At 72.5% G+C, this 24,223-nt stretch carries 20 protein-coding genes and 1 tRNA gene; 10 read left to right on the top strand and 11 right to left on the bottom strand.

The window, feature by feature from the left end; all coding sequences use genetic code 11:
- The first annotated feature begins 214 nt into the window (after positions 1–214).
- Together FGW37_RS12740 and FGW37_RS12735 are read left to right on the top strand one after the other, a co-directional pair.
- Positions 215–1,606: an NAD(P)/FAD-dependent oxidoreductase gene (locus FGW37_RS12740; RefSeq protein WP_058046611.1), complete on the top strand. Its 1,392-nt coding sequence runs from the start codon at positions 215–217 to the stop codon at positions 1,604–1,606.
- Positions 1,607–1,817: 211 nt separating this feature from the next.
- Positions 1,818–3,143, top strand: coding sequence for an SAM-dependent methyltransferase (locus tag FGW37_RS12735; protein ID WP_179081171.1), 1,326 nt, complete (start codon positions 1,818–1,820; stop codon positions 3,141–3,143).
- A 57-nt stretch (positions 3,144–3,200) separates the two neighbouring features.
- On the opposite strand, the gene FGW37_RS12730 is transcribed toward FGW37_RS12735, so the two are convergent.
- Together FGW37_RS12730 and FGW37_RS12725 are read right to left on the bottom strand one after the other, a co-directional pair.
- A complete protein-coding gene (locus tag FGW37_RS12730) occupies positions 3,201–5,717 on the bottom strand; it encodes an ABC transporter permease (RefSeq protein ID WP_179081170.1) in 2,517 nt (838 codons plus the stop codon).
- A gap of 73 nt (positions 5,718–5,790) precedes the next feature.
- A complete protein-coding gene (locus tag FGW37_RS12725; RefSeq protein ID WP_179081169.1) occupies positions 5,791–6,573 on the bottom strand; it encodes an ABC transporter ATP-binding protein in 783 nt (260 codons plus the stop codon).
- 428 nt (positions 6,574–7,001) lie between these two features.
- Between FGW37_RS12725 and FGW37_RS12720 the strand changes: the two genes are divergently transcribed.
- Positions 7,002–7,084, top strand: a tRNA-Leu gene (locus FGW37_RS12720).
- A gap of 179 nt (positions 7,085–7,263) precedes the next feature.
- Positions 7,264–8,136 (top strand): Bax inhibitor-1/YccA family protein, encoded by an 873-nt coding sequence (locus FGW37_RS12715; RefSeq protein ID WP_179081168.1) that lies wholly within the window; start codon positions 7,264–7,266, stop codon positions 8,134–8,136.
- Between the two features lie 139 nt (positions 8,137–8,275).
- On the opposite strand, the gene FGW37_RS12710 is transcribed toward FGW37_RS12715, so the two are convergent.
- Positions 8,276–8,506, bottom strand: a complete 231-nt coding sequence (locus tag FGW37_RS12710; protein WP_030365184.1) for a DUF4287 domain-containing protein — start codon at positions 8,504–8,506, stop codon at positions 8,276–8,278.
- 98 nt (positions 8,507–8,604) lie between these two features.
- Between FGW37_RS12710 and FGW37_RS12705 the strand changes: the two genes are divergently transcribed.
- Positions 8,605–8,943: a hypothetical protein gene (locus FGW37_RS12705; protein ID WP_425506524.1), complete on the top strand. Its 339-nt coding sequence runs from the start codon at positions 8,605–8,607 to the stop codon at positions 8,941–8,943.
- A 312-nt stretch (positions 8,944–9,255) separates the two neighbouring features.
- On the opposite strand, the gene FGW37_RS12700 is transcribed toward FGW37_RS12705, so the two are convergent.
- The 3 genes from FGW37_RS12700 to FGW37_RS12690 all read right to left on the bottom strand — a co-directional run bounded on the left by FGW37_RS12700 (position 9,256) and on the right by FGW37_RS12690 (position 12,879).
- Positions 9,256–10,113, bottom strand: coding sequence for a hypothetical protein (locus tag FGW37_RS12700; protein WP_179084669.1), 858 nt, complete (start codon positions 10,111–10,113; stop codon positions 9,256–9,258).
- 275 nt (positions 10,114–10,388) lie between these two features.
- On the bottom strand, positions 10,389–11,609 hold the full coding sequence (locus FGW37_RS12695; RefSeq protein WP_179081167.1) for an acetyl-CoA C-acetyltransferase: 1,221 nt from the start codon (positions 11,607–11,609) through the stop codon (positions 10,389–10,391).
- A 229-nt stretch (positions 11,610–11,838) separates the two neighbouring features.
- Positions 11,839–12,879 carry an SGNH/GDSL hydrolase family protein gene (locus FGW37_RS12690; RefSeq protein WP_179081166.1) on the bottom strand — a complete coding sequence of 347 codons (1,041 nt, stop codon included), beginning with the start codon at positions 12,877–12,879 and terminating at the stop codon, positions 11,839–11,841.
- Positions 12,880–13,099: 220 nt separating this feature from the next.
- Between FGW37_RS12690 and FGW37_RS12685 the strand changes: the two genes are divergently transcribed.
- A complete protein-coding gene (locus FGW37_RS12685; RefSeq protein ID WP_179081165.1) occupies positions 13,100–14,503 on the top strand; it encodes a cystathionine beta-synthase in 1,404 nt (467 codons plus the stop codon).
- 412 nt (positions 14,504–14,915) lie between these two features.
- Here FGW37_RS12685 and FGW37_RS12680 read toward each other — a convergent pair whose 3' ends face one another.
- A complete protein-coding gene (locus FGW37_RS12680) occupies positions 14,916–15,341 on the bottom strand; it encodes a hypothetical protein (protein ID WP_179081164.1) in 426 nt (141 codons plus the stop codon).
- Positions 15,342–15,449: 108 nt separating this feature from the next.
- Here FGW37_RS12680 and FGW37_RS12675 point away from each other — a divergent pair, with 108 nt between their 5' ends.
- Positions 15,450–16,829, top strand: a complete 1,380-nt coding sequence (locus FGW37_RS12675) for an acyl-CoA synthetase (protein ID WP_425506523.1) — start codon at positions 15,450–15,452, stop codon at positions 16,827–16,829.
- Between the two features lie 128 nt (positions 16,830–16,957).
- Positions 16,958–17,815, top strand: coding sequence for a MurR/RpiR family transcriptional regulator (locus FGW37_RS12670; RefSeq protein ID WP_179081163.1), 858 nt, complete (start codon positions 16,958–16,960; stop codon positions 17,813–17,815).
- 7 nt (positions 17,816–17,822) lie between these two features.
- Here FGW37_RS12670 and FGW37_RS12665 read toward each other — a convergent pair whose 3' ends face one another.
- On the bottom strand, positions 17,823–19,214 hold the full coding sequence (locus FGW37_RS12665) for an alpha/beta hydrolase family protein (protein WP_179081162.1): 1,392 nt from the start codon (positions 19,212–19,214) through the stop codon (positions 17,823–17,825).
- A 218-nt stretch (positions 19,215–19,432) separates the two neighbouring features.
- Here FGW37_RS12665 and FGW37_RS12660 point away from each other — a divergent pair, with 218 nt between their 5' ends.
- Complete coding sequence (locus tag FGW37_RS12660; protein WP_179081161.1) at positions 19,433–20,035, top strand: hypothetical protein; 603 nt, start codon at positions 19,433–19,435, stop codon at positions 20,033–20,035.
- 30 nt (positions 20,036–20,065) lie between these two features.
- Here FGW37_RS12660 and FGW37_RS12655 read toward each other — a convergent pair whose 3' ends face one another.
- Together FGW37_RS12655 and FGW37_RS12650 are read right to left on the bottom strand one after the other, a co-directional pair.
- Positions 20,066–21,412 (bottom strand): type III PLP-dependent enzyme domain-containing protein, encoded by a 1,347-nt coding sequence (locus FGW37_RS12655; protein ID WP_179081160.1) that lies wholly within the window; start codon positions 21,410–21,412, stop codon positions 20,066–20,068.
- Between the two features lie 230 nt (positions 21,413–21,642).
- Complete coding sequence (locus FGW37_RS12650; protein ID WP_179081159.1) at positions 21,643–22,014, bottom strand: MerR family transcriptional regulator; 372 nt, start codon at positions 22,012–22,014, stop codon at positions 21,643–21,645.
- A gap of 59 nt (positions 22,015–22,073) precedes the next feature.
- On the opposite strand from FGW37_RS12650, the gene FGW37_RS12645 reads away from it, so the two are divergent.
- Positions 22,074–22,979, top strand: a complete 906-nt coding sequence (locus FGW37_RS12645) for an aldo/keto reductase (protein ID WP_179081158.1) — start codon at positions 22,074–22,076, stop codon at positions 22,977–22,979.
- A gap of 53 nt (positions 22,980–23,032) precedes the next feature.
- Here the strand turns inward: FGW37_RS12645 and hutI are convergent, their stop codons facing one another.
- Complete coding sequence (gene hutI, locus FGW37_RS12640; protein ID WP_179081157.1) at positions 23,033–24,202, bottom strand: imidazolonepropionase; 1,170 nt, start codon at positions 24,200–24,202, stop codon at positions 23,033–23,035.
- Between the last annotated feature and the right edge of the window lie 21 nt (positions 24,203–24,223).

Below are 24,223 nucleotides of genomic sequence, written 5' to 3'. Positions count from 1 at the left end.
GCCGCTTATATGAACGTCGGCGCGGCAGTGGTCTAGTCAACCTGAGGCCCGCAAGGCCAGTTCAACAGGGGTTCACAACGTGCCCGCCGGTCAACTGGTTCCCTTACGGGCGTATGGCATGGGTCACGGTGGCGGCGGAGTGTAGCAGATACCTTCCGACCCCTTGTGAAGGGGCTCACGAGCATGCCCGTGGAGAGTGCTGGATACTCGAATCATGAGCACCACGGAGCGTCCACGGATCCTCGTAGTAGGCGGTGGGTACGTCGGCCTGTACGCGGCGCGCCGCATCCTCAAGAAGATGCGGTACGGCGAGGCGACCGTCACGGTCGTCGACCCGCGTTCGTACATGACCTACCAGCCCTTCCTGCCCGAAGCAGCTGCCGGCAGCATCTCCCCCCGCCACGTCGTGGTGCCGCTGCGACGCGTGCTCCCCAAGGCGGAGGTCCTCACCGGCCGCGTCACCACCATCGACCAGGACCGCAAGGTCGCCACCGTCGCGCCGCTCGTCGGCGAGGCGTACGAGCTGCCTTTCGACTACCTGATCGTCACGCTCGGCGCCGTCTCCCGCACCTTCCCGATCCCCGGCCTCGCCGAGAACGGCATCGGCATGAAGGGCGTCGAGGAGGCCATCGGCCTGCGCAACCACGTCCTCGAGCAGCTCGACAAGGCCGACTCGACGACCGACGAGGAGATCCGCCGCAAGGCGCTGACCTTCGTCTTCATCGGCGGTGGCTTCGCGGGTGCGGAGACCATCGGCGAGGTCGAGGACATGGCGCGCGACGCCGCCAAGTACTACCCCAACGTCAAGCGCGAGGACATGCGGTTCGTCCTCGTCGACGCCGCCGACAAGATCCTCCCCGAGGTCGGCCCCAAGCTCGGCGCCTACGGCAAGGCGCACCTGGAGAGCCGCGGCATCGAGATCCACCTCTCGACGTCGATGGACTCCTGCGTCGACGGCCACGTCGTGCTGAAGAACGGCCTCGAGGTCGACTCCAACACCATCGTGTGGACCGCGGGCGTCAAGCCCAACCCGGCGCTGGCCCGCTTCGGCCTGCCGCTCGGCCCGCGCGGTCACGTCGACACCCTGCCGACCCTCCAGGTCAACGGCACCGACTACATCTGGGCCGCGGGCGACAACGCCCAGGTGCCGGACCTCGTCGGCCGCGCCGCGGGCAACGAGAACGCCTGGTGCCCGCCGAACGCCCAGCACGCGCTGCGCCAGGCCAAGGTCCTCGGCGACAACGTCATCTCGGCCATGCGGGGCTTCTCGGCCGCGCAGACCGAGTACAAGCACGCCAACAAGGGTGCGGTGGCGGGCCTCGGCCTCCACAAGGGCGTCGCGATGATCGTCATGGGCAAGATGAAGATCAAGCTCAAGGGCCGTCTCGCCTGGTACATGCACCGTGGCTACCACGGTCTGGCCATGCCGACCTGGAACCGGAAGATCCGCGTCTTTGCGGACTGGACCCTCGGCATGTTCCTCAAGCGCGAGGTCGTCTCGCTGCGCGCCATGGAGAACCCCCGCGAGGAGTTCTACGAGGCCGCGAAGCCGGCTCCGCAGCCCAAGGCCGACTCCGTTCCCTCGGAGAAGGCGAAGGCCTCCTAACGGCGGTCGCGGCTCGGCCGCGGTCAACCAGTCGGCAACGGCGTCCACCAATCCGTGGGGTGGGCGCCTTTGTCGTGTGTCCGGTTTGTCGTGTGTCCCGGCCACCCACAGTTGATCTAATCTGACTGAACGGGACTACCGTGCCGACTCTTGGTGTTTAGGTGTCAGTTGAACGTTTCTCCTGACCTTGCATCATGGAGGTGTGTGCGACATGGCCGACGCCGCTCGACGGCTCACCGCGCTCGCGGAAGACGTCCTGGGAGCCCCGCTCCCGGTCCGGATCCGCGCCTGGGACCGCAGCGAGTACGGCCCCCCGGGCACGTCCGGGGCCCCCGTCCTGGTCATCCGCCGCCGCCGCGCCCTGCGCCGGCTGCTGTGGAAGCCGGGCGAGCTGGGCCTCGCCCGGGCCTGGGTCGCGGGCGACATCGACGTCGAAGGCGATCTCTACGAGGCGCTCGACCTCCTGGCCGGCTCCCTCTGGGAGCGCGGCGAGGGCACGCCCCGCTCCGGCCTCGCCGCCCTCCTCTCGGCCGTGCGCGACCCGCGCGTGCGCGCCGCGGGCGGTGAGCTCGTCAAACTGGCCGGCCCCGGACTGCCGCCCCGGCCGCCCCTCGAGGAGGCCCGCAGGACCGGCGGCCCCCTGCACACCCTGCGCCGCGACAAGCAGTCCATCAGCCACCACTACGACGTCGGCAACGCCTTCTACGAGCGCGTCCTCGGCCCCTCCATGGTCTACTCCTGCGCCTACTGGGGGAGCGACGGGGACGGAGCCTCCACCCTTGAGGAGGCCCAGAGCGCCAAGCTCGACCTCGTCTGCCGCAAGCTCGCCCTTCAGCCCGGGCAGCGCCTCCTCGACGTCGGCTGCGGCTGGGGCTCGATGGTGCTGCACGCGGCCCGCGAGTACGGGGTGAGCGCCGTCGGCATCACCCTCTCGGAGGAGCAGGCCGCCTACGCCCGCAAGCGCGTCGCCGAGGCCGGTCTGACGGAGCGCATCGAGATCCGGGTCCAGGACTACCGTGAGATCTCCGACGGCCCCTTCGACGCCATCTCCTCCATCGGCATGGCCGAGCACGTCGGCTCGGCGCGCTACGCCGAGTACGCCGCCGACGTGTACGCGCTGCTGAAGCCGGGCGGCCGGCTGCTCAACCACCAGATCGCCCGCCGCCCCCTGCAGGACGAGGAGGCGTACGAGGTCGACGAGTTCATCGACCGCTACGTCTTCCCCGACGGCGAGCTCGCCCCCGTGGGACGGACCGTCGCCCAGCTGGAGGAGGCCGGGTTCGAGGTGCGCGACGTCGAGTCGCTGCGCGAGCACTACGCCCTGACGCTGCGCCAGTGGGTGGTCAACCTCCAGCAGCACTGGCAGGAGGCCGTACAGCTGACCTCGGCCGGCCGCGCCCGGGTCTGGCGGCTGTACATGGCCGCCTCGGCCCTGTCCTTCGAGCGCAACAGGATCGGCGTCAACCAGGTGCTGGCCGTCCGTACGCCCGGGACGGGTGCGGCGGGGATGCCGCTGCGGGCGCGTAACTGGCGCTGACGCGCGAAGCGGCCCCACGGCTGATGCCGTGGGGCCGCTCTCCTCGTACCGCTGCCGCTACTCCGCCTTGATGGCGGACAGCATGTTCAGCTTCGCCGCCCGGCGGGCCGGCCACAGCGCGGCCAGTACGCCGACCACCGCGGCCAGCAGCAGGAACAGGCCCATCCGGCCCCACGGGAGCACGAGCTCGTAGGTGCTCAGGCCCTTGCGGATGAGGTCGCCTGCGGCCCAGCCGAAGAAGACGCCCAGGCCCACGCCCATCACACCGCCGAAGAGCGAGATGACCAGCGACTCCAGGCGGACCATCCGCTTGATGCCCTTGCGGTCCAGGCCGATGGCGCGCAGCATGCCGATCTCCTGCTGGCGCTCGAAGACGGACATGGCCAGGGTGTTGATGACGCCGAGGACGGCGACGATCACGGCCATGGCCAGCAGGCCGTAGAGCATGTTCAGCAGGAGGTTGATCATCTTGGAGATGCCGTCCGAGATGTCCTGCTTGGTCTGGATCTGAATGGCGGGGTTGTCACCGAGGGCCTTGCGCAGCGAGTCCTTGACGGCCTCGCCGGCGCCGTTCTTGGTCTTGACCATGACCTGGTTGTCGTTGACCTCGCTCAGGTGCGGGGCCAGGGTCCCGTTGTCGACCATGATGCCGCGCATCAGGTCGTTGCCCTTGTAGACGCCGGCGACCGTCAGACGGCCCTTCTTGCCGTCCTCGAAGGTCACGTCGAAGGACGAACCGGTCTTCCAGTGGTTGGTGCGGGACAGGGCGTCGTCGATGACGACCTGGTCGCCGGAGACGGTGAACGAGCCGGAGGCGAAGTCCAGCTTCGTCAGTTGGCCGACGGCCTTGCCGTTGACGCCCCTGAGCAGCTGGTGGTCGCCGTCGATGCGGGCCGGGGACTGGCGCATCGGGCTGGTGGCCGTGACGTCGGGGTGCGCGGCGAGCTTCTTCTCCACGTCCGGGGAGAGGGGGGTCATGCTCGCCATGGAGACGACGTAGTCGGCCTTGAGGGACTCCGTGGCCATCTTGTCGATGGCCTTCTGGACGCTGCCCGCGATCACGGTCAGACCGGTGATCAGGGTGAGGCCGATCATCAGCGCGGAGGCGGTCGCGGCCGTGCGGCGCGGGTTGCGCACGGCGTTCTGCCGGGCGAGCTTGCCGGGCATGCCGAACAGGCGCAGCAGCGGGGCCCCGGCGGCGATCACCGGGCGGGACAGCAGCGGGGTCAGGACGAAGATGCCGATCAGGACGACGGCCGCGCCCAGGCCCAGCACGGTGGAGCTGCTCGCCGTCAGCACGACGGCCGCGCCGAGGGCGGTGAGGGCTCCGCCGATGCTGTTGCGGACGACCAGGGACTTCGTGGTGGCCACGGCGTGGACGCTGTTCATCGCGGCGACCGGCGGGATCTTGGCGGCGCGGCGGCCGGGCAGCCAGGCGGCCAGCATGGTGACGACGATGCCGACGCACAGCGAGACCAGGACCGTGCTCGGGGCGATCACCAGCGGGCCGTCGGGGATGCTGGAGCCCGTGCTGCTGATGAGCGAGCGCAGACCGGCGCCGATGCCGATGCCCGCGACCAGTCCGGCGAGGCCGGCGACCGCGCCGACGACGAACGCCTCGATCAGCACGGAGCGGGTGATCTGGCGGCGGCTCGCGCCGACCGCGCGCATCAGGGCCAGCTCCTTGGTGCGCTGGGCGACCAGCATGGTGAAGGTGTTGGCGATGATGAAGATGCCGACGAAGAGCGCGATGCCGGCGAAGACCAGGAGGCTGGTCCGCATACCGTCCATGCCCTGGGCGATGATCTTCGCCTCGTCGTCGGCCAGCTTCTTGCCCGTGACCGACTCCGCGTCCTTCGGCAGGACCTTGTCGATGGAGGACTTCAGCGCCGCCTGAGAGGTGCCGGCGGCGGCCTTCACGTCGATCTGGCTGAACTCGCCGGGCTTGCCGTAGAGCTTCTGCGCGGTCGGGGTGTCGAAGAGGGCCAGGCTGCCGCCTGCGGAGACGGCGCCGTCGTCGGTGGTGAAGATGCCGGTGATCCGCTGGCTGAGCACGGGGCCGTCGACGGAGATGCGGACGGTGTCGCCGACCTTATAGCCGGCGCGCTCGGCGGTCTTGGCGTCGAGGGCGATCTCGCCGCTGGCCTGCGGCGCGCGGCCGTCCTTCATGGGGTAGCGGGCGTCCTTGCCGCCGGGGCCCGGGTAGTAGTTGGCGCCGGAGGAGGAGAAGCCCTCGCCTATCAGCTTGCCGTGCTTGTCGGCGATCGCCGCGAAGCCGTTGACGGAGCCGGTCGCGGAGGCGGCGCCGGGTACCTCGGCGGCCCGGTCCAGGAGGCCCTGGGTGAGCCGGGGGGTCTCGCCGGGGTTGCGGTCTTCGCCCTCCTTGTGGCGGGGCTGGATGGCGACGTCGACCTTGTCGTAGCCCTTCTGGGAGCTCTTCTGGTAGGCGTCGGAGATGGTCGAGGTGAAGACCAGGGTGCCGGAGACGAAGGCCACGCCGAGCATCACGGCGAGTACGGTCATCAGCAGCCGGGCCTTGTGCGCGAGTACGTTGCGCAAGGCGGTACGGAACATGGTCTGTGTGTCCTGGGGGAGTGGGCCCGTGCCGGGCCGTCGTCGGGAGGCTGGGGAGCGGCGGAGCCGTCTCTCAGCTCGTGCGGCCCTTGGCGTCGAAGCGCTTCATGCGGTCGAGGACCGCGTCGGCGGTGGGCTCGCGCATCTCGTCGACGATGCGGCCGTCGGCGAGGAAGACCACGCGGTCGGCGTAGGACGCGGCCACGGGGTCGTGGGTGACCATGACGACGGTCTGGCCGAGCTCGCGCACCGAGTTGCGCAGGAAGCCCAGGACCTCGGCGCCGGAGCGCGAGTCGAGGTTTCCGGTGGGCTCGTCCGCGAACATGATCTCGGGCTTGCCGGCCAGGGCGCGGGCGACGGCCACGCGCTGCTGCTGGCCGCCGGAGAGCTGGTTCGGGCGGTGCTTCAGGCGCCCGGAGAGGCCGACGGTGTCGACGACCGTGTCCAGCCACTTGCGGTCGGGCTTACGGCCGGCGATGTCCATCGGCAGGGTGATGTTCTCCAGCGCGGACAGCGTCGGGAGCAGGTTGAACGCCTGGAAGATGAAGCCGATCTTGTCGCGCCGCAGCCGCGTGAGCTTCTTGTCGCCCAGTGTGGTCAGCTCGGTGTCGCCGATCGTGGCCGAGCCGCCGGAGACCGAGTCCAGGCCCGCCATGCAGTGCATCAGCGTGGACTTGCCGGAGCCCGAGGGGCCCATGATCGCGGTGAACTCGGCCCGGCGGAATTCGACGGAGACCGCGTCGAGGGCGACCACCTGGGTCTCGCCCTGTCCGTAGACCTTGGTGAGGCCCGTGGCGCGGGCTGCCACTGCCGTGGGGCGGGCGGCGGTCTGGACGCCGTAGGGGGAGGTGGTCACGGGGCGGGCTCCTGTCGGGACGACGGTTTCGGGTACCCCTCCATCGTCCGCGCCGCGCGGCCTCCCGGGATCAGACCCAGCTCCCGTTCCCGGGGCAGACCTCGGTCTGACCCGGGAGGGCGCGTCTCCTCCTTGGGTATGACGCCGGGTGCCGCCCCGGAGGCGGCCTCCGGGGCGCCACCCGAGGCGGCGAGATTGCGACAATTCCGCAGGCCGTCCGGGGTCCCCCGGTGAACGGGCGGTATCGGCCCGTGGCATGTGCCTTTGGCGTCGTTCCTGCACTGATGCACCCTCAGTTGCCAATAAAATAAGACAACCTCGGGTCATCGTTCCGCTGTTTGGGGGGCGCTCCCCGGCTAGGCTCGTCCTGCTCTCCTCTTACCAGGGAGGCTCGCGCGCCTTTCCCTGCCCGTACGCCCGAGAGCGCTGCCCGGATGGTGGAATGCAGACACGGCGAGCTTAAACCTCGCTGGCCCTTCGGGCCGTGCCGGTTCAAGTCCGGCTCCGGGCACTCACCTGCTCCGAGTCCCCCACTCTCCGTAGGGAACCGAGTGCCGCCCGTTTGCGTTCTCCCCGTAGTGGTGGGGCGCGCGTGCCGGAAAAGATCCTTCCCAAGCACGAGCGCATTCTTTTGCCTACCTATTACTCTTGGTCGCAAGGCCGCGCAGGGTGGCCATGGATGGAGTGAGGATGAGGAGCAGCAACCCGGTCTTCTCGCGGCGGTTCCGCGGCAACAACGGCTACGCGGGCTTCAACGCGGCGCCGCAGGCCGGGACCGCGGCCCAGGGCAACCCGTACGCGAACAGTCCGTACGCGCAGCAGCCCGCCAACCCGTACGCCACCAACCCTTACGCCCAGGGCGGCCCGGATCTCCAGCAGGGCTATCCGCAGGCCCCCGCCACCACGGGCCGCATGACGATGGACGACGTCGTCATGCGCACCGGCATGACGCTCGGCACGGTCATCCTGGCCGCTGCCGTCGGCTGGGGGCTGAACGTCCCGGTCGCACTCGGCTACGGCGCAGGCCTTATCGCGATGCTCCTGGGCTTCGCCCAGTCGATCTTCCTGCGCAAGCCGGTCCCCGCGGTGATCCTCGCGTACGCCGCGTTCGAGGGCCTCTTCCTCGGCGTGGTCAGCAAGGCCTTCAACCACTACGCGCAGGGCGCCCCGGTCCAGGCCGTGCTCGGCACGATGCTCGTCTCGGTCGGCGTGCTCATCGCGTACAAGACCCGCCTGATCCGCGTCAACCGGCGCTTCACCCGCTTCGTGACGGCCGCCGTGATCGGCTTCGTCCTGCTGATGATGGTGAACATGCTGTTCGCCGTGATCGGCGGCGGTGACGGCCTCGGCCTGCGCACGGGCTGGCTCGGCATCGTCGTCGGCGTCGTCGGCGTGCTGATCGGCGCGGCCGTCCTCGCGCTGGACTTCAAGCAGGTCGAGGACGGCATCCAGTACGGTGCGCCCCGCGAGGAGTCGTGGTTCTCGGCCTTCGGCCTCACGGTCTCGCTGGTGTGGATCTACATCCAGATGCTGCAGCTGATCGGCATCCTCAACGAGGACTAGCCGGTCGGCAGTGAATGCAGTCGGTGAACGAAGGGCCCGGGAGTTTTCCCGGGCCCTTCGCCGTATGCGCCTTCAGATCTGCATCAGGCGGACGAACGGGGGTGTCGTCCGGCCTGTGCGGAGTGCGGTGTGCGCCGCACTACAGAAGCTTCCGGGCGGCCCGCCGGAGGTCGTACTCGTGGACGATCGCCTTGGCGTGGCCATATGCGAGATCGTGCTCTCCGCGCAGCCAGCTGACCTTCTCCTCGAAGCGGAAGAGAGAAGGGCCTTCCTCGACCGTGCGCAGCCAGTCGGCCACTTCGCGGCCGGTGCAATGGGGGATTCGGGAGAGCAGGTTCCGGTGGGTCTCGTCGGAGAAGACGTGGGACATCGGCGCCTCCGGACGCGTCGAATGATGGTCCTTCATGTCACCGTGCCCGACTGTGCAGACGTTGGCAACACTCCGGCAACGGCGCATAGGCTCGCGCTGTGGATGATGTGACGTCTCTTCTGACCGCCGTGGACGCTTTCGCCGACCGGCTGCGTGCCCTGCCGCAGTCCCGCCTGAGCAGGGGAGCGGCCGCGGAAGCGCTGTCCCTCGCCCGGGAGCTGGCGGTGTGGGCGCAGCGGATCGAGGAACCCGGGACCGTGGTGCCGAGGGAAATGCCCGAAGCGGGGATGTTCGCGGTCGCCGACCAAGTGGCGGTGGCCGGTCACGATTTGGCCGAGGCCCTGGCCGCCGGCGGCGCTCAGCAGGCGCCGGAGGGGGTCGGCGCGGCGGAGGCGGTGGCGCTGATCGAGGCGGCGGCGAAGAGGTGTGGTCTGTAGCGGGTGCTGCGTACGGGCGCGGTGCTGCGTACGTGCGCGGTGCTGTACGTACGCGGTGTCGTACGGGACGGGGCGGCTCGGCGCCGCCGGGTGCCGCCGTCGTGGCTGATCGCCGCCGCGGCGGGAGCAAGGACGCGAGGCGTCCTTGACCGGGCGCGCACCGGCGAAGGGGCCCGCCTTCTGCGCCGGCTCACTCGTCGCTGAGGACGCGCCCCGCGCTTTCCGGCGGTGCCGGACCGGCGTCAGGCCGTCAGGCCGTCACGCACTCATGCCGTCATCCGTCATCCGTCATGCCGTCATGCCGTCACGCCGTCACAAAGACGCGATCACCCGGTCCGCGAGGACGTAGACCTTCTCCTCGCCGCAGCCGAAGGTCAGGGCGTACGCGCCGGAGACCCCGGAGCCGCCCAGCAGGACGGGGGCGTCGCCGGCGTCCAGGGCGTCCGCCAGGCGCTCGGCGGTCTCGCGGTGGCCGGGGGTCATGCAGACGGTGGTGCCGTCGGCGAAGACGTAGACGTCGAGCGTGCCGAGCGGGCCGGGGCGCACGTCGGTCAGCGGGACGCGGGCGTCCGCGAGCTCGCCGAGCCGCTCCACCGTGCTCTCGTGGTCGCCTGTGGCCGCCACGGGCGAGAAGTCGGGGTGGGAGGGGTGGCGGCGGCGGGCGGCGGCCAGCTCGGGGGAGTCCGCGGCCTCGGCCTCGGCGGCCGCGGCCTCCGAGAACTCGGCGAGCTCGGCCAGTTCGGCCAGTTCGGTGAGCTCGGCCAGCGGCTCCAGGCCGACGAGGTCGGCCTGGCGGGGCAGGTAGAGGCCGCCGTAGGGGCCCTCGGCGAGGTCGTCACCGAGGCCGGACAGGCCCGGCAGCGACGGGATGTCACCGGCTCCGCCGAGCTCGCGGGCCTCCTGGGCGGCCCAGAACGCACGGGCCTCGGCGAGCTCCCGCTCGCGCTCCTCGGCGAGGGCGTCGGCGACGGCCGCCCGTATTTCCGCGAGCTCCGCGCCGGGGGCGGGGCGGGCTGCGGGCACGGTGGGGTGCGTGCGGCGCTCGGCCGTGGCGGAGGCGAGGTCGGCGCGCAGGGCGGTGATCTGGCGGCGCAGGCCGCGAGTGGCGTGCAGGGCGGCGGCGCCCGCGGCCGTCGCGGTGGCCGCGGCCAGCAGCAGGGCAAGGGACATGGCGCTCACTGACGTACTCCCGGTTGCTATGGATCCCCCAGATTCCTACCTCAGCTTGAGGCGTGCTCCCAGGAGACCCCAGTGCAAAACGTCATGAAGCGGGCGGGACTTACGTCCCGGACGTTGTCCCTTCAACATCTCTGACCTGCGGAAACGAATCGCCCCCGGGACGTTGGTCACATCCTGGGGGCGATTCGGTCACGGTTGCGCAAGCGGCTCGTGAGGCCGTTCGTCCTCGGCTCGGCCGCTCGTATTCCGCCGCACTCCGCTGCGGCTCAGCTCAGCCGCTCGATGACCATCGCCATGCCCTGGCCGCCGCCCACGCACATGGTCTCCAGGCCGAACTGCTTGTCGTGCCACTGCAGCGAGTTGATGAGCGTGCCGGTGATCCGGGCGCCCGTCATGCCGAAGGGGTGGCCGACGGCGATGGCGCCGCCGTTGACGTTCAGGCGGTCGATGTCGATGCCCAGCTCCTGGTAGGCCGGGATGACCTGGGCCGCGAAGGCCTCGTTGATCTCGACCAGGTCGATGTCGCCGATGCTCATGCCGGCCCGCGCCAGGGCCTGCTTGCTGGCCTCGACCGGGCCGAAGCCCATGATCTCGGGGGAGAGGGCGGAGACGCCGGTGGAGACGATCCGGGCCAGCGGGGTCAGGCCCAGCTCGCGCGCCTTGGTGTCGGACATGATCACCAGGGCGGCGGCGCCGTCGTTGAGCGGGCAGCAGTTGCCCGGGGTGACCAGGCCGTCCGCGCGGAACGAGGGCTTGAGGCCGGCCACGCCCTCCATCGTCACGCCCGCGCGCGGGCCGTCGTCCTTGGCGACGACCGTGCCGTCCGGGGTGGTGACCGGGGTGATCTCGCGCTCCCAGAAGCCGTTCTTGATGGCCTCCTCGGCGAGGTTCTGCGAGCGGACGCCGAACTCGTCCATCTCCTCGCGCGAGATGCCCTTCAGGCGGGCCAGGTTCTCGGCGGTCTGGCCCATCGCGATGTACGCGTCGGGCACGAGGCCGTCCTCGCGCGGGTCGTGCCACTCCTCGCCGCCCTGCTCGGCGCGGGCGGCGGTGCGGGCCTCGGCCTCGGCGAAGAAGGGGTTGTGGCTGCCGGGCATGCCGTCCGAGGAGCCGTTGACGGTCCGGGAGACCGTCTCCACGCCCGCGGAGATGAAGACGTCGCCCTCGCCGGCCTTGATGGCGTGCAGCGCCATGCGGGACGTCTGCAGGGACGAGGAGCAGTAGCGGGTGATCGTGCAGCCGGGCAGGTGGTCCATGCCCATCTGTACGGCCACGATGCGGCCGAGGTTGTGGCCCTGCTCGCCGCCGGGCAGGCCGCAGCCGAGCATCAGGTCGTCGATGTCGCGCGGGTCGAGACCGGGGACCTTGTCGAGCGCGGCCTTGATGATCGTCGCGGTCAGGTCGTCGGCACGCATGCCCTTCAGCGAGCCCTTGAAGGCGCGACCGATGGGCGAACGGGCGGTTGAGACGATCACGGCTTCGGGCATCACGGCTCCAGGGCGTGAGAAAGCAGGACTGGGTGGAAGTTACCCGCCCGTAGGGCCCGGGTCACGGCTTGGTCACTGTGACCCCTCGCACTCTTGCCGCGGCACCCGGGGCCGGGCAGGCGGGGACGGCCTTCCCGCATAGGTCAAGGGTGCCTCGCACGCCCTTGAACCGGGGAGGAAGCGCGACGGTGGGAAGGCGCGTCTCCGGGCGGTCGGGCTGCCCCAGGCATCACGTCCCGCCCCGGGTCGCCCGGGACCAGACATGGTGCGGTGTCGGCTCCGTGTGGGCCGGGAGGCGGCGGCGTTTGCGGTGTTTGAGGAGGGCCCAGCGGCCCCGGGCGGCGGTGACCTCCGTACCGCCCTCGGCCGCCGCCTCCGCCGCCGCACGGGCGACCGGCAGGATGCCCTCGCGGCGGGCCGCGTCCGGCCGCTCTTCGTCCTCCGGCCACAGCCCCAGCGCCGCGCACAGCGTCGGCAGGACGGCCATCGCCGCGGTGGCGTAGCCCTCGGCGGAGGGGTGGAAGTTGTCGGGTCCGAACAGCTCCCGCGGGTTCGCGGCGAACTCCGGGCCCAGGAGGTCGCCCAGCGACACCGTGCGGCCGCCCGCCTCGATCACCCCTATGGTCTGCGCCGCGGCCAGCTGGCGGCTCTGCCGCCGCGCCACCCACCGCAGCGGCTGGTAGACCGGCTCGATCGTGCCGAGGTCGGGGCAGGTGCCCACGACGACCTCGCTGCCCGCCTCCCGCAGCCGCCGCACCGCGTCGGACAGCAGCCGTACGGACCGCGCGGCCGGCATCCCGTGCGTGACGTCGTTCGCCCCGATCATGATCACGCAGACGTCGGGGGCGCGCTCCACGTCGTCGAGCAGCAGGGTGACCTGCCGGTCCAGGTCGTGCGAGCGGGCTCCGGACAGGGCCACGTTGCGCAGCTCCACAGGGCGCTCGGCGACCGCGGCGAGCCCGGAGGCGAGCAGGGCCCCCGGCGTCTGCCGGGGCCGGTGCACGCCCTGCCCGGCGGCCGTGGAGTCGCCGAGCAGGCCGAGCAGCAGCGGCTCGCGCCCGAGCCGGTGGACGAAGGCGGAGCCGTAGCGGCCGTCCGCGTGGGGCGGGGCGTCGTTGGAACCGCCCACCACCCGCCTGGCCAGCCGCGCCTCGGTCAGCAGGATCCCGGCCGCGGTGGCCCCGAGCAGGCCGATGCCGCCGCCTCCGTAGGCCGCCGCGGCGGCGATGCGCCGGGCGACCCTCGCCCGCGACGTGGAGATGGGTGACATGGGCCGGACCTCCTCCGCAGCCGGGTTCCGAGCCGCGTACGCGGTTTTACAAACGCTTCATAAAGCATTCATGAATGCCCCGCACCCTTGGTAGAGCGCGCTATGAGCAGGTTGCCCCGAGCGCCCGCATCTGCAACGCGCCGTTGGAGCGGCCGGATGCGTTCTAGGCTGGCCGTATGGGTACGCGAGACCGCTAGTGCCCCCGACCGCGGAGATCACCGTGCAGTATCACGATTCGATGATTGAGCTCGTTGGCAACACCCCGCTCGTGAAGCTCAACAGCGTGACCGAAGGCATCCAGGCCACCGTTCTTGCCAAGGTCGAGTACTTCAACCCGGGCGGCTCCGTGAAGGACCGGATCGCCCTGCGCATGATCGAGGCCGCGGAGAAGTCCGGTGAGCTCAAGCCGGGCGGCACCATCGTCGAGCCGACCTCCGGCAACACGGGTGTCGGTCTGGCGATCGTGGCCCAGCAGAAGGGTTACAAGTGCATCTTCGTCTGCCCGGACAAGGTCTCCACTGACAAGATCAACGTGCTGCGGGCCTACGGCGCGGAGGTCGTCGTCTGCCCGACCGCGGTCGACCCGGAGCACCCGGACTCGTACTACAACGTCTCCGACAAGCTCGTGCGCGAGACGCCCAACGCCTGGAAGCCCGACCAGTACAGCAACCCGAACAACCCCCTCTCGCACTACTACTCCACCGGCCCCGAGCTGTGGGAGCAGACGGAGGGGAAGATCACCCACTTCGTGGCGGGCGTGGGCACCGGCGGCACCATCAGCGGCACCGGGCGTTACCTGAAGGAGGTCAGCGACGGCCGCGTCAAGGTCATCGGCTCGGACCCGGAGGGCTCGGTCTACAGCGGCGGCTCCGGCCGTCCGTATCTGATCGAGGGCGTCGGCGAGGACTTCTGGCCGAGCGCCTACGACGGCACGGTGACCGACGAGATCATCGCGGTCTCCGACAAGGACGCCTTCCAGATGACGCGCCGCCTCGCCAAGGAGGAGGGCCTGCTCGTCGGCGGCTCCTGCGGCATGGCGGTCGTCTCCGCCCTGCGCGCCGCCGAGAACCTCGGCCCGGACGACGTCGTGGTCGTCCTCCTGCCGGACAGCGGCCGCGGCTACCTGAGCAAGATCTTCAACGACGAGTGGATGGCGGACTACGGCTTCCTGGAGGAGGCCGGCGACGCCGCCCGCGTGGGCGACGTGCTGCGCCGCAAGGACGGCGGCCTGCCCTCCCTGGTGCACATGCACCCGGAGGAGACGGTCGGTGAGGCCATCGAGGTGCTCCGCGAGTACGGCGTCTCGCAGATGCCCATCGTCAAGCCGGGCGCGGGGCACCCCGATGTGATGGCCGCCGAGGTCATCGGCTCGGTCGTGGAGCGCGAGCTGCTGGACGCCCTGTTCACCCAGCGCGCCTCGCTCTCCGACCCGCTGGAGAAGCACATGTGCGCGCCGCTGCCGCAGGTCGGCTCCGGCGAGCCCGTCGCGGACCTGATGGCCGTGCTGGGCGAGGCGGACGCGGCGATCGTCCTGGTCGAGGGCAAGCCCACCGGTGTGGTGAGCCGTCAGGACCTGCTGGCGTTCCTCGCGGAGAGCGCCGGGAAGACCAACGGCGCCAAGTAGCCCCGCCCTTCCGGAGCGGCTTCCGGGCCCGGTCGCGGCCGCCTTTCCGGCCGCCGCGTGAACGGGGTGCGGACGGGGCGCGGACGGACGGCCCGTAAAAGGTACGTATGCGTCACGCGCCCGCAGCACCGGCTTAACAACCGTCCGGCATATTGGGGGTGTCGGCCCGGGCCATCCCCGGCCGGCACCCGAACGGCGGCGGGAAACTCCGGAGCGGCTCCCGGACTCCACAGCCGCCCGGACGCGGTCCACCGGCCCTGACTCCGGCCCGTGTCCCCGTGGGGGACCGCCGTCGTCCCGACTCCGGCTCCGGCCGGGGTGCGGCGGTCCCTCGCGCATCTCCCCGAGTGCGCCTTCCGGGCGCGGTGCGCCTTCACTCCAAGCCCGGAGCCTTTGCGTCAAGCCGGAGTCTTCACTCCCAGTCGGACGCGCCGTCCTGCTTGTTCCGCCGCTGCCACGGGAACAGCCCCGCCACGTTCAGGGCGTTGACGCCCACGATGCCCGCCCAGGCCACCAGGAGCCCCGGCAGCTGCGCGTTGACCACGGCTATCGCGGACAGCGGGATGGCCAGCACCAGCGAGACCGCGGCGAAGCCGAAGCGCTCGCCGAAGCCGCCGGGGCCGTGCCCGTCGAGGTGCGGCCGGGCCCCGCGGGCGACGGCCATCTGCACCTCCGCCGACTGCCGGCGCACCCGCCGGTCGATCGCGGCGTCGAGTTTCCGGTCGACCTTCTCCAGGAAGGCGTCCACCAGCTCCGCCTCGTACTCCGGGCCCAGCTCCTTGCGGGTCTCCAAAGTGGCGGCGAGGTCCTTCTTCAGCTCATGGTCGCGGGCCGTCATGCATACGACGATACGGTCGGCGGTGCCCCGCGTCGGTGGGGCTAGCACCCGTATCCGCCGTAGGGGCAGCCTCGTGACCGCCGGGGCGCCGCTGGAAGGAGCAGTTCCGTGCCCGGACCGACCGAACCCCTGCTGACCTCCCTCACCGCGCTCGCCGCAGGAACGGGCGGGGACCGCCCGGACGCCCTCAGCGTCGCGGGGCGGGCCTTCTCCCGGGAACAACTGCTGGGCGCCGCCGCCGCGGTGGCGCACCGCATCGCGGGCGCCCCGGCCGTCGCCGTGCACGCCGATGCGTCGCCGGAGACCGCGGCGGCCGTGGTGGGCGGGCTGCTCGCCGGGGTGCCGGTCGTGCCGCTGCCGCCGGACGCGGGTCCGGCCGAGCGCGGCCACATCCTGCGTGACTCCGGCGCCGCCCTGGTGCTCGGCGGCGGCGAGGGGCTGCCCGTCGATTTCGGGGAGCAGCGCGACTGGTCCGGTGCCGAGCCCGCCCCGGACAGCACCGCGCTGATCCTCTACACCTCCGGCACCACCGGTGCCCCCAAGGGTGCGCTGATCCCGCGCGGCGCGGTGGCCGCGGGCCTCGACGGGCTCGCCGAGGCGTGGCAGTGGACCGCCGAGGACACCCTCGTGCACGGGCTGCCGCTCTTCCACGTCCACGGCCTCGTCCTGGGCGTCCTGGGGGCGCTGCGGACCGGCTGCCGGCTCGTGCACACCGGTCGGCCGACGCCGGAGGCGTACGCGGCGGCGGGCGGCAGCCTGTACTTCGGGGTGCCGACGGTGTGGTCCCGGGTGGTGCGCGAGCCGTCCGCGGCGCGGGAGCTGGCCGGGGCGCGGCTGCTGGTGTCGGGCAGCGCGGCCCTGCCCGCGCCCGTCTTCCGGGACCTGGAGGCCCTCACCGGGCAGCGGCCCGTCGAGCGCTACGGCATGACCGAGACCCTGATCACCGTCTCCGCCCGGGCCGACGGCGAGCGCCGGCCGGGCGCGGTGGGCACCCCGCTGCCGGGCGTCCGCACGCGCCTCGCGGCCACCGAGGGCGGCATCGGCGAGCTGGAGGTCTGCGGGCCGACGCTCTTCAGCGGCTACCTGGGCCGCCCGGAGGCGACGGCGGCCGCGCACACGGCCGACGGCTGGTTCCGTACGGGCGACATCGCCGCCGTCGAGGAGGACGGCACGCACCGCATCGTGGGCCGCGCCTCCACCGACCTGATCAAGTCCGGCGGCTACCGGGTCGGGGCGGGCGAGGTCGAGAACGCCCTCCTCGACCACCCCGCGGTCCGCGAGGCCGCCGTGGTCGGGGTGGAGCACGAGGACCTCGGGCAGGAGATCGTCGCGTACGTGGTGGCGGACGGCGTGAGCGAGAAGGCGCTGATCGATTTCGTGGCCGGTCACCTGTCCGTGCACAAGCGGCCGCGCCGCGTGCGCTTCCTCGACGCGCTGCCGCGCAACGCCATGGGCAAGCCCCAGAAGAAGCTCCTGCCTCCGCTGTGACCCGGTGACCCGGAGGGGACCCCGTGGATATGGCCACGGAGGCCCGCCCACCCCTGCATAATTTCATGCAGGGGTGGTGGTCGGTGAATGACCGCTGCCGCAGACCGCCGACGACCATGGAGGGCCCGATGAGCGACACCGGGGGCGAACCGGAAGCCACCGCACGGCTGCAGAAGCTCTTCGAAGGGCACCGGCTGACGCCGACTCAGCGCCGCATCGCCCACTGCATGGTGCGCCGCGCGGCCGACGCGCCCTTCCTCTCCAGCGTCGAGCTCGCCGAGCTGGCCGGCGTCAGCCAGCCCTCGGTCACCCGCTTCGCCGTCGCCCTCGGCTTCGACGGCTACCCGGCGCTGCGCCGGCACCTGCGCGACGTCGTCCCCGCGGCGGCCGAGCCGGGCGACGGCGAGACCGCGTACAACGAGTACCAGCAGGCCGTCCACGTCGAGATCGACAACCTCCGCCACCTCGCCTCGGTCCTCGCCGACCCCGCCCCGGTCACCCGCGCCGGCCGGCTGCTCGCGCAGTCCCGGCCGCTGCTCGTGCTCGGCCTGCGCGCCGCCACCGCCCAGGCCGCCGGCTTCGCCTACTTCGCCCGCAAGGTCCACCCCGACGTGCGGCTCCTGGACGAGGGCGGCACGCTCCTGCCGGACCGCATAGACGCGGCCGTACGGGCCGGGGCGAGCACGCTGCTGTGCTTCGCGCTGCCCCGCCACCCGCGCGAGGTGGTCGAGGCGCTGGAGTACGCGCAGGGCCAGGGCCTGACCGTCGTCACCGTCGCCGACTCCACCTTCGCCCCCGTCGCCCGCCACAGCGACCTGCTGCTCCCCGCCGCCGTCGGCACCGGGCTCGCCTTCGACACCGCATGCGCCCCGATGCTGCTGGGGCGCATGCTGCTGGAGGCGATGTGCGACGCCCTGCCGGACGCCCAGGCGCGCCTGGAGGAGTTCGACGCCAAGGCGGTGGCGCGGGGGCTGTTCGTGGAGTAGCCCGGGCTCAGGAGGCCGGGGCGTCCCGGAAGCGCATCTCCGGGAAGCGCGGCGACGGGCCGTCCAGCAGCCGCCCGTCCCGCCCCTTGAGGAAGCGGTCGAAGAACGCCACCACGTACGCGCGCGTGGCCGCCACCGCGCGCTCCGGGCGGACGGTCCCGATGTTCTGGCGGAGCTCCTCCTCCGACAGCGCGCCCTGCCGGGCGAGCGCGGGCAGCAGCGAGACGCCGTCGGTGTACGTGCCGTGCGCCGCGCCCGCCATGGTCAGCTCGGTCTGCCGGCCGCGCGAGTGCTGCCGGAAGGACGCCCACGACGCCCGGTTGTCGGCCGCGCCCGGGCCGTCGGAGCCCAGCAGGAGGAACGGCCGGTCGACGCCCTCGCGCGCCACGGTGCTCAGGTTGCTGCCCGTGCTGTCGGGAAGGGGGAAGTCCATCTGGCCGTCCATGTTGATCCCCGCCTTGAGGCGGCGGTCGTCGTGCAGGGCCTGCGCCGCCGTGAAGCCGCCCGCGGACTGCCCGGCCATGCCCACGTGCCGCAGGTCCATCGCGTCACCCAGGCCGCGCGGCAGGCCCCGCCGCCACTGCGCCGAGCCGAGGGTGTCCAGGACGAACCGCGTGTCGTCCACCCGGGCCTTCACCGCCCTGCGGATCGTGGCGTCGACCTCGGTCACGGGTGCGCCGGCGAGCGAGGGCAGTACGGACTCCGCCAGCTCCCCGCTCGCCAGGCGTACTTCGGAGGAGTCGTAGGGGTGGTCGACGGTGACGACGACGTAGCCCCGGGAGGCCAGCTCCTCGGCCAGGCCGGTGTTCCAGGTGCGCGGGTCGCCCAGCCCGGCGGAGTACAGCACGACCGGCAGAGACCTGCTGCCGCGCGCCACGGGAGCGTCCACGCGCGCGTGCGTACGCGTCGACGCCCAGTCGGCGGCGTCCGGGCGCACGTGGTAGTTGAAGCTGCCCGCGCCCCGGGCGGAGCCGAAGTGGGCGGCGGCGGAGGGGTCCATGTGGGGCGCGGCGGAGGACTCCTCGTGGTCCGCGGGGTAGAAGAGGCTGATCGTGACCTGGCGGTCGCCGCGCTCCGGCTTCCAGGGGTCCTTGCGCGCGGTGTCCACCAGGTGGCGGGTGACCGTGCCGACGGCGTGGGGGCCGGTGGGGGCGGGCAGGGCGCCCGGGGTGCTCTTCGCGGTCGTGGCTGTGGCTGTCGCCGGGGCCGGGGCCTGCGCCGCGGCGGGAACCTGGGCACGGGCCCGGGCCTGGGCCGCATGGGCGTCCGGCGCGGGCACGAGCGCGCTCAGCAGCCCGGTCGCGGCCAGCGCCCCCGCAGCGAGGGCCGCCCTCCGCCGCAGTCCGCTGTCCCGCCGCGCCGGCTCCCGCCGCTCGCCCCCTCGTTCGTGGACAGCCATCCCCGTCTCCTCCCGCTCGTCCCACCCCTGCAGGGACGACCATAGGGACCACACGACTGCGCACACGTCATACGGCGGAGCCAAGTCCGGGGTGATACCGGGGTATGACCCCTGTGAGGTACATGCGGCGGATTCTCAGCTCGCACTCAGATTCGTTGGTTAGCCTGCCGCGTGACGACGGGATCGAGGGGATTTCAGAGGGAAAGGCGGGTTTCGACGTGGGGCGCGGTTCGTATGCGCTGGCGCGGGTGGCGGTGGTGGTCAGGGCCCCGGCCGGCTGGCTGTGGTGGCCGGGCCTGCTGAGCGCGGGCACCGGCGTCCTGGTGCCGGGGATCACCGGGCGGCGGATCGGCGTGCTCGCCGGAGCGGCGCTGTTCCTCATCGTCGCGGGCGCGGTCTTCGCCGTGCGCCGCCCGCGGTACGCGGCCCTGGCGCGCGGGGCCTCACGGGCGGGCCGGTCGGTCTTCCTCCAGGACCGCGCCGTCACCCTGCGCAACTGGCGGCGCGCCCGCCGCTGGTGGCTGCTCCTCGCCTTCCTCGCCGCCGTGGGCTCCACCTTCCTGGTCCCGGCCGCCGCGGGCATGGCCCTCGCCGGTGCGGGCGCGGGCCTGTGGGCGAAGGCCCTGTGGCTGGGCGGCCTGGAGCGCCGCGGCGGCTCCCTGCTGTGGGTGCGTACGGAGTGGGCGCAGGCGTCCCCCGCCGCCAAGCCCGTGCGCGGCTACCTGTCCACCGGGCTCGCCGCGGGCGATGCCGCGCCCGGTGGCGGCCGGCGCCGCGCCGGCCGGGTGCCGGCGGGGGCGGCGGTCGGCGAAGCGCGCTGACGCCTGCTCGGTGCGCCCGCCGAGGCCCGGTCAGCGAAGCGCGCTGAGATCGGCCGCGTAGGCGCCGCCGCTCTCGGTGACGAGCTCGCCGAGGGTCTGCGGGGCTCGTACGGTCGCGAACCGCACGCCGTCACTCTCCTCTTCTGCGGATGCATAGCCGTAAACCCCGGGACGGGGCAGAGAGTTGTACGCGAAGTGGTTCGAGAAGTAGTACGCGCCGGTGTCGAGCAGCGCCACGTGGTCGCCCGCCTCCAGCAGGGGAAGGGGTCTGCCCACCGCGATCAGGTCGCCCGCGAAGCAGCACGGCCCCGCGACGTCCTGGTCGACCGGCGGTCCCGTCTTCGGCCGCCCCTGCGCGTCGAAGACCGCGACCCGCAGCGGCCAGGACGCGGGCGCGAACACCGTGCGCGTGGCCACCTGGGCGCCCGCGTGCGTCACGGCGATCCGCCGGCCGCCCGCGGTCTTGGTGTACTCGACGCGGGCCAGCACCATGCCGCTCTTGGCCAGCAGGGAGCGGCCGAACTCCGTCACCAGCCCGTAGCGCCCGTCGAACAGGCCCGGGGCGGCGTCCGCCAGCAGACGGGCGTACGCGCGGAAGGTCGGGGTCACGTCGTCCGAAGCGAAGTTCACGGGCAGCCCGCCGCCGATGTCCAGCGTGGTGACCTGTCGGCGCCCCACCGTCCGGTTGATCTCCTCCGCCAGGTCGTACGCCGCGCGCACCCCGGCCGCCATCAGCTCCAGTGGGCAGCCCTGGGAGCCCACGTGGGCGTGCAGCCGGGACAGCCAGGGGCGCTCGGCGTAGGCGCGGATGAGCCAGGCGCGCGCCCCTTCGTCGCGCAGCGCCACCCCGAACTTCGACGTGTCCGTCGCGGTGCTCAGCGCGCCGATGCTGCCGCCGCCCACCTGGGGGTTGACGCGGACGCCGAGTGCGGAGCGGGGCGGGCCGGAGGCCTCCCGCAGCAGCCCGTCCAGCCGGGCGAGCTCCTCGCGGCTGTCGGCGTTGACCGCCACACCCAGCGCGAGGGCCTCGCGGAGCTCCGCCGTGGTCTTGGCGGGGGAGTCCAGCACGATCCGCTCCGGGGCGATCCGCGCCGTCCGGGCCAGCGCCAGCTCCCCGGGGCTCGCCACTTCGGCGCCCAGCCCTTCCTCGGCGAGCAGCCGCAGCACGGGCACGAGGGAGGCGGCCTTCACGGCGAACGCGTGCAGGGTCGTGCCGTGCGCCGCCCCGGCAATCGCGAAGGCCTCGCGCAGCTCCGCCGCGGCCGTGAGGATCCCCCGCACGTCCAGCAGGCCGGCGACGGGGGACCAGGCGGGCAGCAGCCCTTGCCGGATCGCGGCGCGCACCACGGTGCCGGGGGAGATGTCGCTGGAGGACATGAAGCCACTCCACCACACCGGGCCGTGAAAATGGCATGCGCTGCGGGCGGTTTCCGCACACGATGAGCCTCAAGTGCGACGGCACGCGCGGGCGTGTGCGGAGCCGCTGCGGGCAGGGACGGGGTGCGAGCCGGACCGGCCCGGAGCCGTGGGACGCCTTCGACCGGCTCATCGGTGCCGGTCGACGGGCGCCGCCCCGGCGGCGGCGCGTTCGGCCCGCAGCCTGCGGCTCACACCGCAACCGCAGCAGGTGCCGCGGCTTCCGTCGCAGTGAGCAGGCCGGCCAGTGCCGCCCGCGTCTCCTGCAGCTCCCCGATGCGCGCGTCGAGCCCCTGCAGCTGTTCGCGCAGGTGCAGGGCCACGCATGGATCGAACTCCGCTTCCCCGGCGCCTCGCACGCACGGCAGGACGTCCCGGATGACGCGCGTCGGCAGGCCCGCCGCCAGCAGCACGCGGATGCGGCGGACCGTCTCCGGCGCGTCCTGCTCGTAGCGCCGGTGACCGCTGGGCAGCCGGTGGGAGCCGAGCAGGCCCTGCTCCTCGTAGTAGCGCAGCAGCCGCACGCTCACTCCGGTCTCGCGCGCCAGGTCACCGATCTTCATATGAGCCGCCTCACACGGGGTTGATTCTCACACGGGTGTGAGAATTTAGCGTTCCGGTCATGACGAACACCACCACGGCTCCCGCTTCTTCCTCCGTCCACAGCATCGGCGGCGACCTGCCGGTCTCCCGCATCGGCTACGGCGCCATGCGGCTGGCCGAGACCCCCGACGGGCTCGCCGACCCCATGCAGGCGCCCATCTGGCGCGCGCCGCAGGACCGCCGCGGCGCGGTCGCGCTGCTGCGGCGCGCGGTCGAGCTCGGCGTCGACCTCATCGACACCGCGGACGCCTACTCCCTCGGCGAGAGCGAGACGCTCATCGCGGAGGCCCTGCACCCGTACGCCGGCCGCGTGACCGTCGCCACCAAGGTCGGCGTCGTACGGCCCAGCCCTGCCGAATGGGTGACGCACGGTCACCCTGCCTACCTCCGTCAGCAGGCCGAGCTCGCCCTGCGGAGGCTGCGCGTGGACCGCCTGGACCTGCTTCAGCTGCACCGCATCGACCCGGAGTACCCCCTCGCGGACCAGCTCGGCGCCCTCCGGCAGCTGCAGGACGAGGGCAAGGTGCGGCACATCGGCCTGTCCGAGGTGACCGTCGCCGAACTGCGCGCGGCGCAGGAGATCGCCCCCATCGCCTCCGTCCAGAACATGTACAACCTCTCGGCGCGCGGCCACGGCGACGTCGTCGACTACGCCGCCGAGCACGGCATCACCTTCTTCGCCTACTTCCCGGTCGCCGTGGGCGCGCACGCGGCCCCGGGCGGGCCCGTCGCAGACGTCGCGCGCGAGGTGGGCGCGACGCCCGCGCAGACGGCGCTCGCCTGGCTGCTGCGCCGTTCGCCGACGCTCGTCCCCCTCCCGGGCACGCGGTCGCTCGCGCACCTGGAGGAGAACACCGGCGCGCTGGACGTCCGGCTGACGGACGTCCAGTACGACCGGCTGAGCGCGATCGGCGGGCAGGCCTGAGGCCCTGCGGGCCCGAGGCGCCCACGACGTGCCGCGCGGCCGCCGGAGAAGGCTCAGACCTCCCGTACGCCCGCGCGCCAGACCGCCGAGACCAGCGGAACGCCCGGCCGGTAGGCGAGGTGGACGTGCGACGGGGCGTCGAGGAGGGCGAGGTCGGCGCGGGTGCCGGGGGCTATGCGGCCCACGTCCGTACGGCGCAGCGCGGCCGCGCCGCCCGCGGTCGCGGACCGGACGGCCTCGTCCGGGGTCATCCCCATGTCCCGCACGGCCAGCGCGATGCAGAACGGCATGGAGCTGGTGAAGGACGAGCCGGGGTTGCAGTCCGTGGACAGGGCGACGGTCGCCCCCGCGTCCAGCAGACGGCGCGCGTCCGGCCACTGGGCGCGCGTCGAGAACTCCGCGCCGGGCAGGAGGGTGGCCACCGTCGTGCCGCTCGCCAGGGCGTCGACGTCCGCGTCGGTCAGGTGGGTGCAGTGGTCGGCCGAGGCGGCGCCGAGCTCGACGGCCAGCTGGACGCCGGGCCCGTAGGAGAGCTGGTTGGCGTGGACGCGCGGGGTCAGCCCGCGGGCGGCGCCGGCCGTCAGGATCGTACGGGCCTGGTCGCCGTCGAACGCGCCCTGCTCGCAGAACACGTCGACCCAGCGCGCGTGCGGCGCACAGGCGTCGAGCATCGGCCCGGTCACCAGGTCCACGTATGCGGCCGGGTCGTCGGCGTAGTCGGGGGAGACGATGTGGGCGCCGAGGTAGGTGACCTCGTCGGTGTGCGCCGCGGCGATGCGCAGGGCGCGGGCCTCGTCCTCGACGGTGAGACCGTAGCCGGACTTGGTTTCCAGGACCGTGGTGCCCTGGTGCAGGGCCTCGTGCACGTAGCGCCGGACGTTGGCGTCCAGCGCCTCGTCGGTCGCGGCGCGCGTGGCGGCCACGGTGGTGCGGATGCCGCCGGCGCTGTAGCTCCGGCCGGACATACGGGCGTTGAACTCGGCGGTGCGGTCGCCCGCGAAGACCAGGTGGGAGTGGGAGTCGACGAAGCCGGGGAGGCCGGCCCGGCCCTCGGCGTCGACCCGGTTGTCAGTGGCCGGTGCTTTGCTGGACGTGCCGACCCAGGCGATGCGGTCGCCGTCGATGACGACCGCCGCGTCCCGGATCGTGCCGAGGGGGCCTTCGCCGAGGGAGGAGTCGTTCGTGACGAGACTGCTGATGTTGGTGATGACCGTCGTCGCCATGGGCGTGCGGCACTCCTTTGG

The organism is Streptomyces rectiverticillatus, from assembly GCF_013394065.1.
Classification (GTDB): Bacteria; Actinomycetota; Actinomycetes; order Streptomycetales; family Streptomycetaceae; genus Streptomyces; species Streptomyces rectiverticillatus.
Note: the sequence above shows the minus strand (reverse complement) of the source record. Positions and strands in the feature narration are given on the sequence as shown.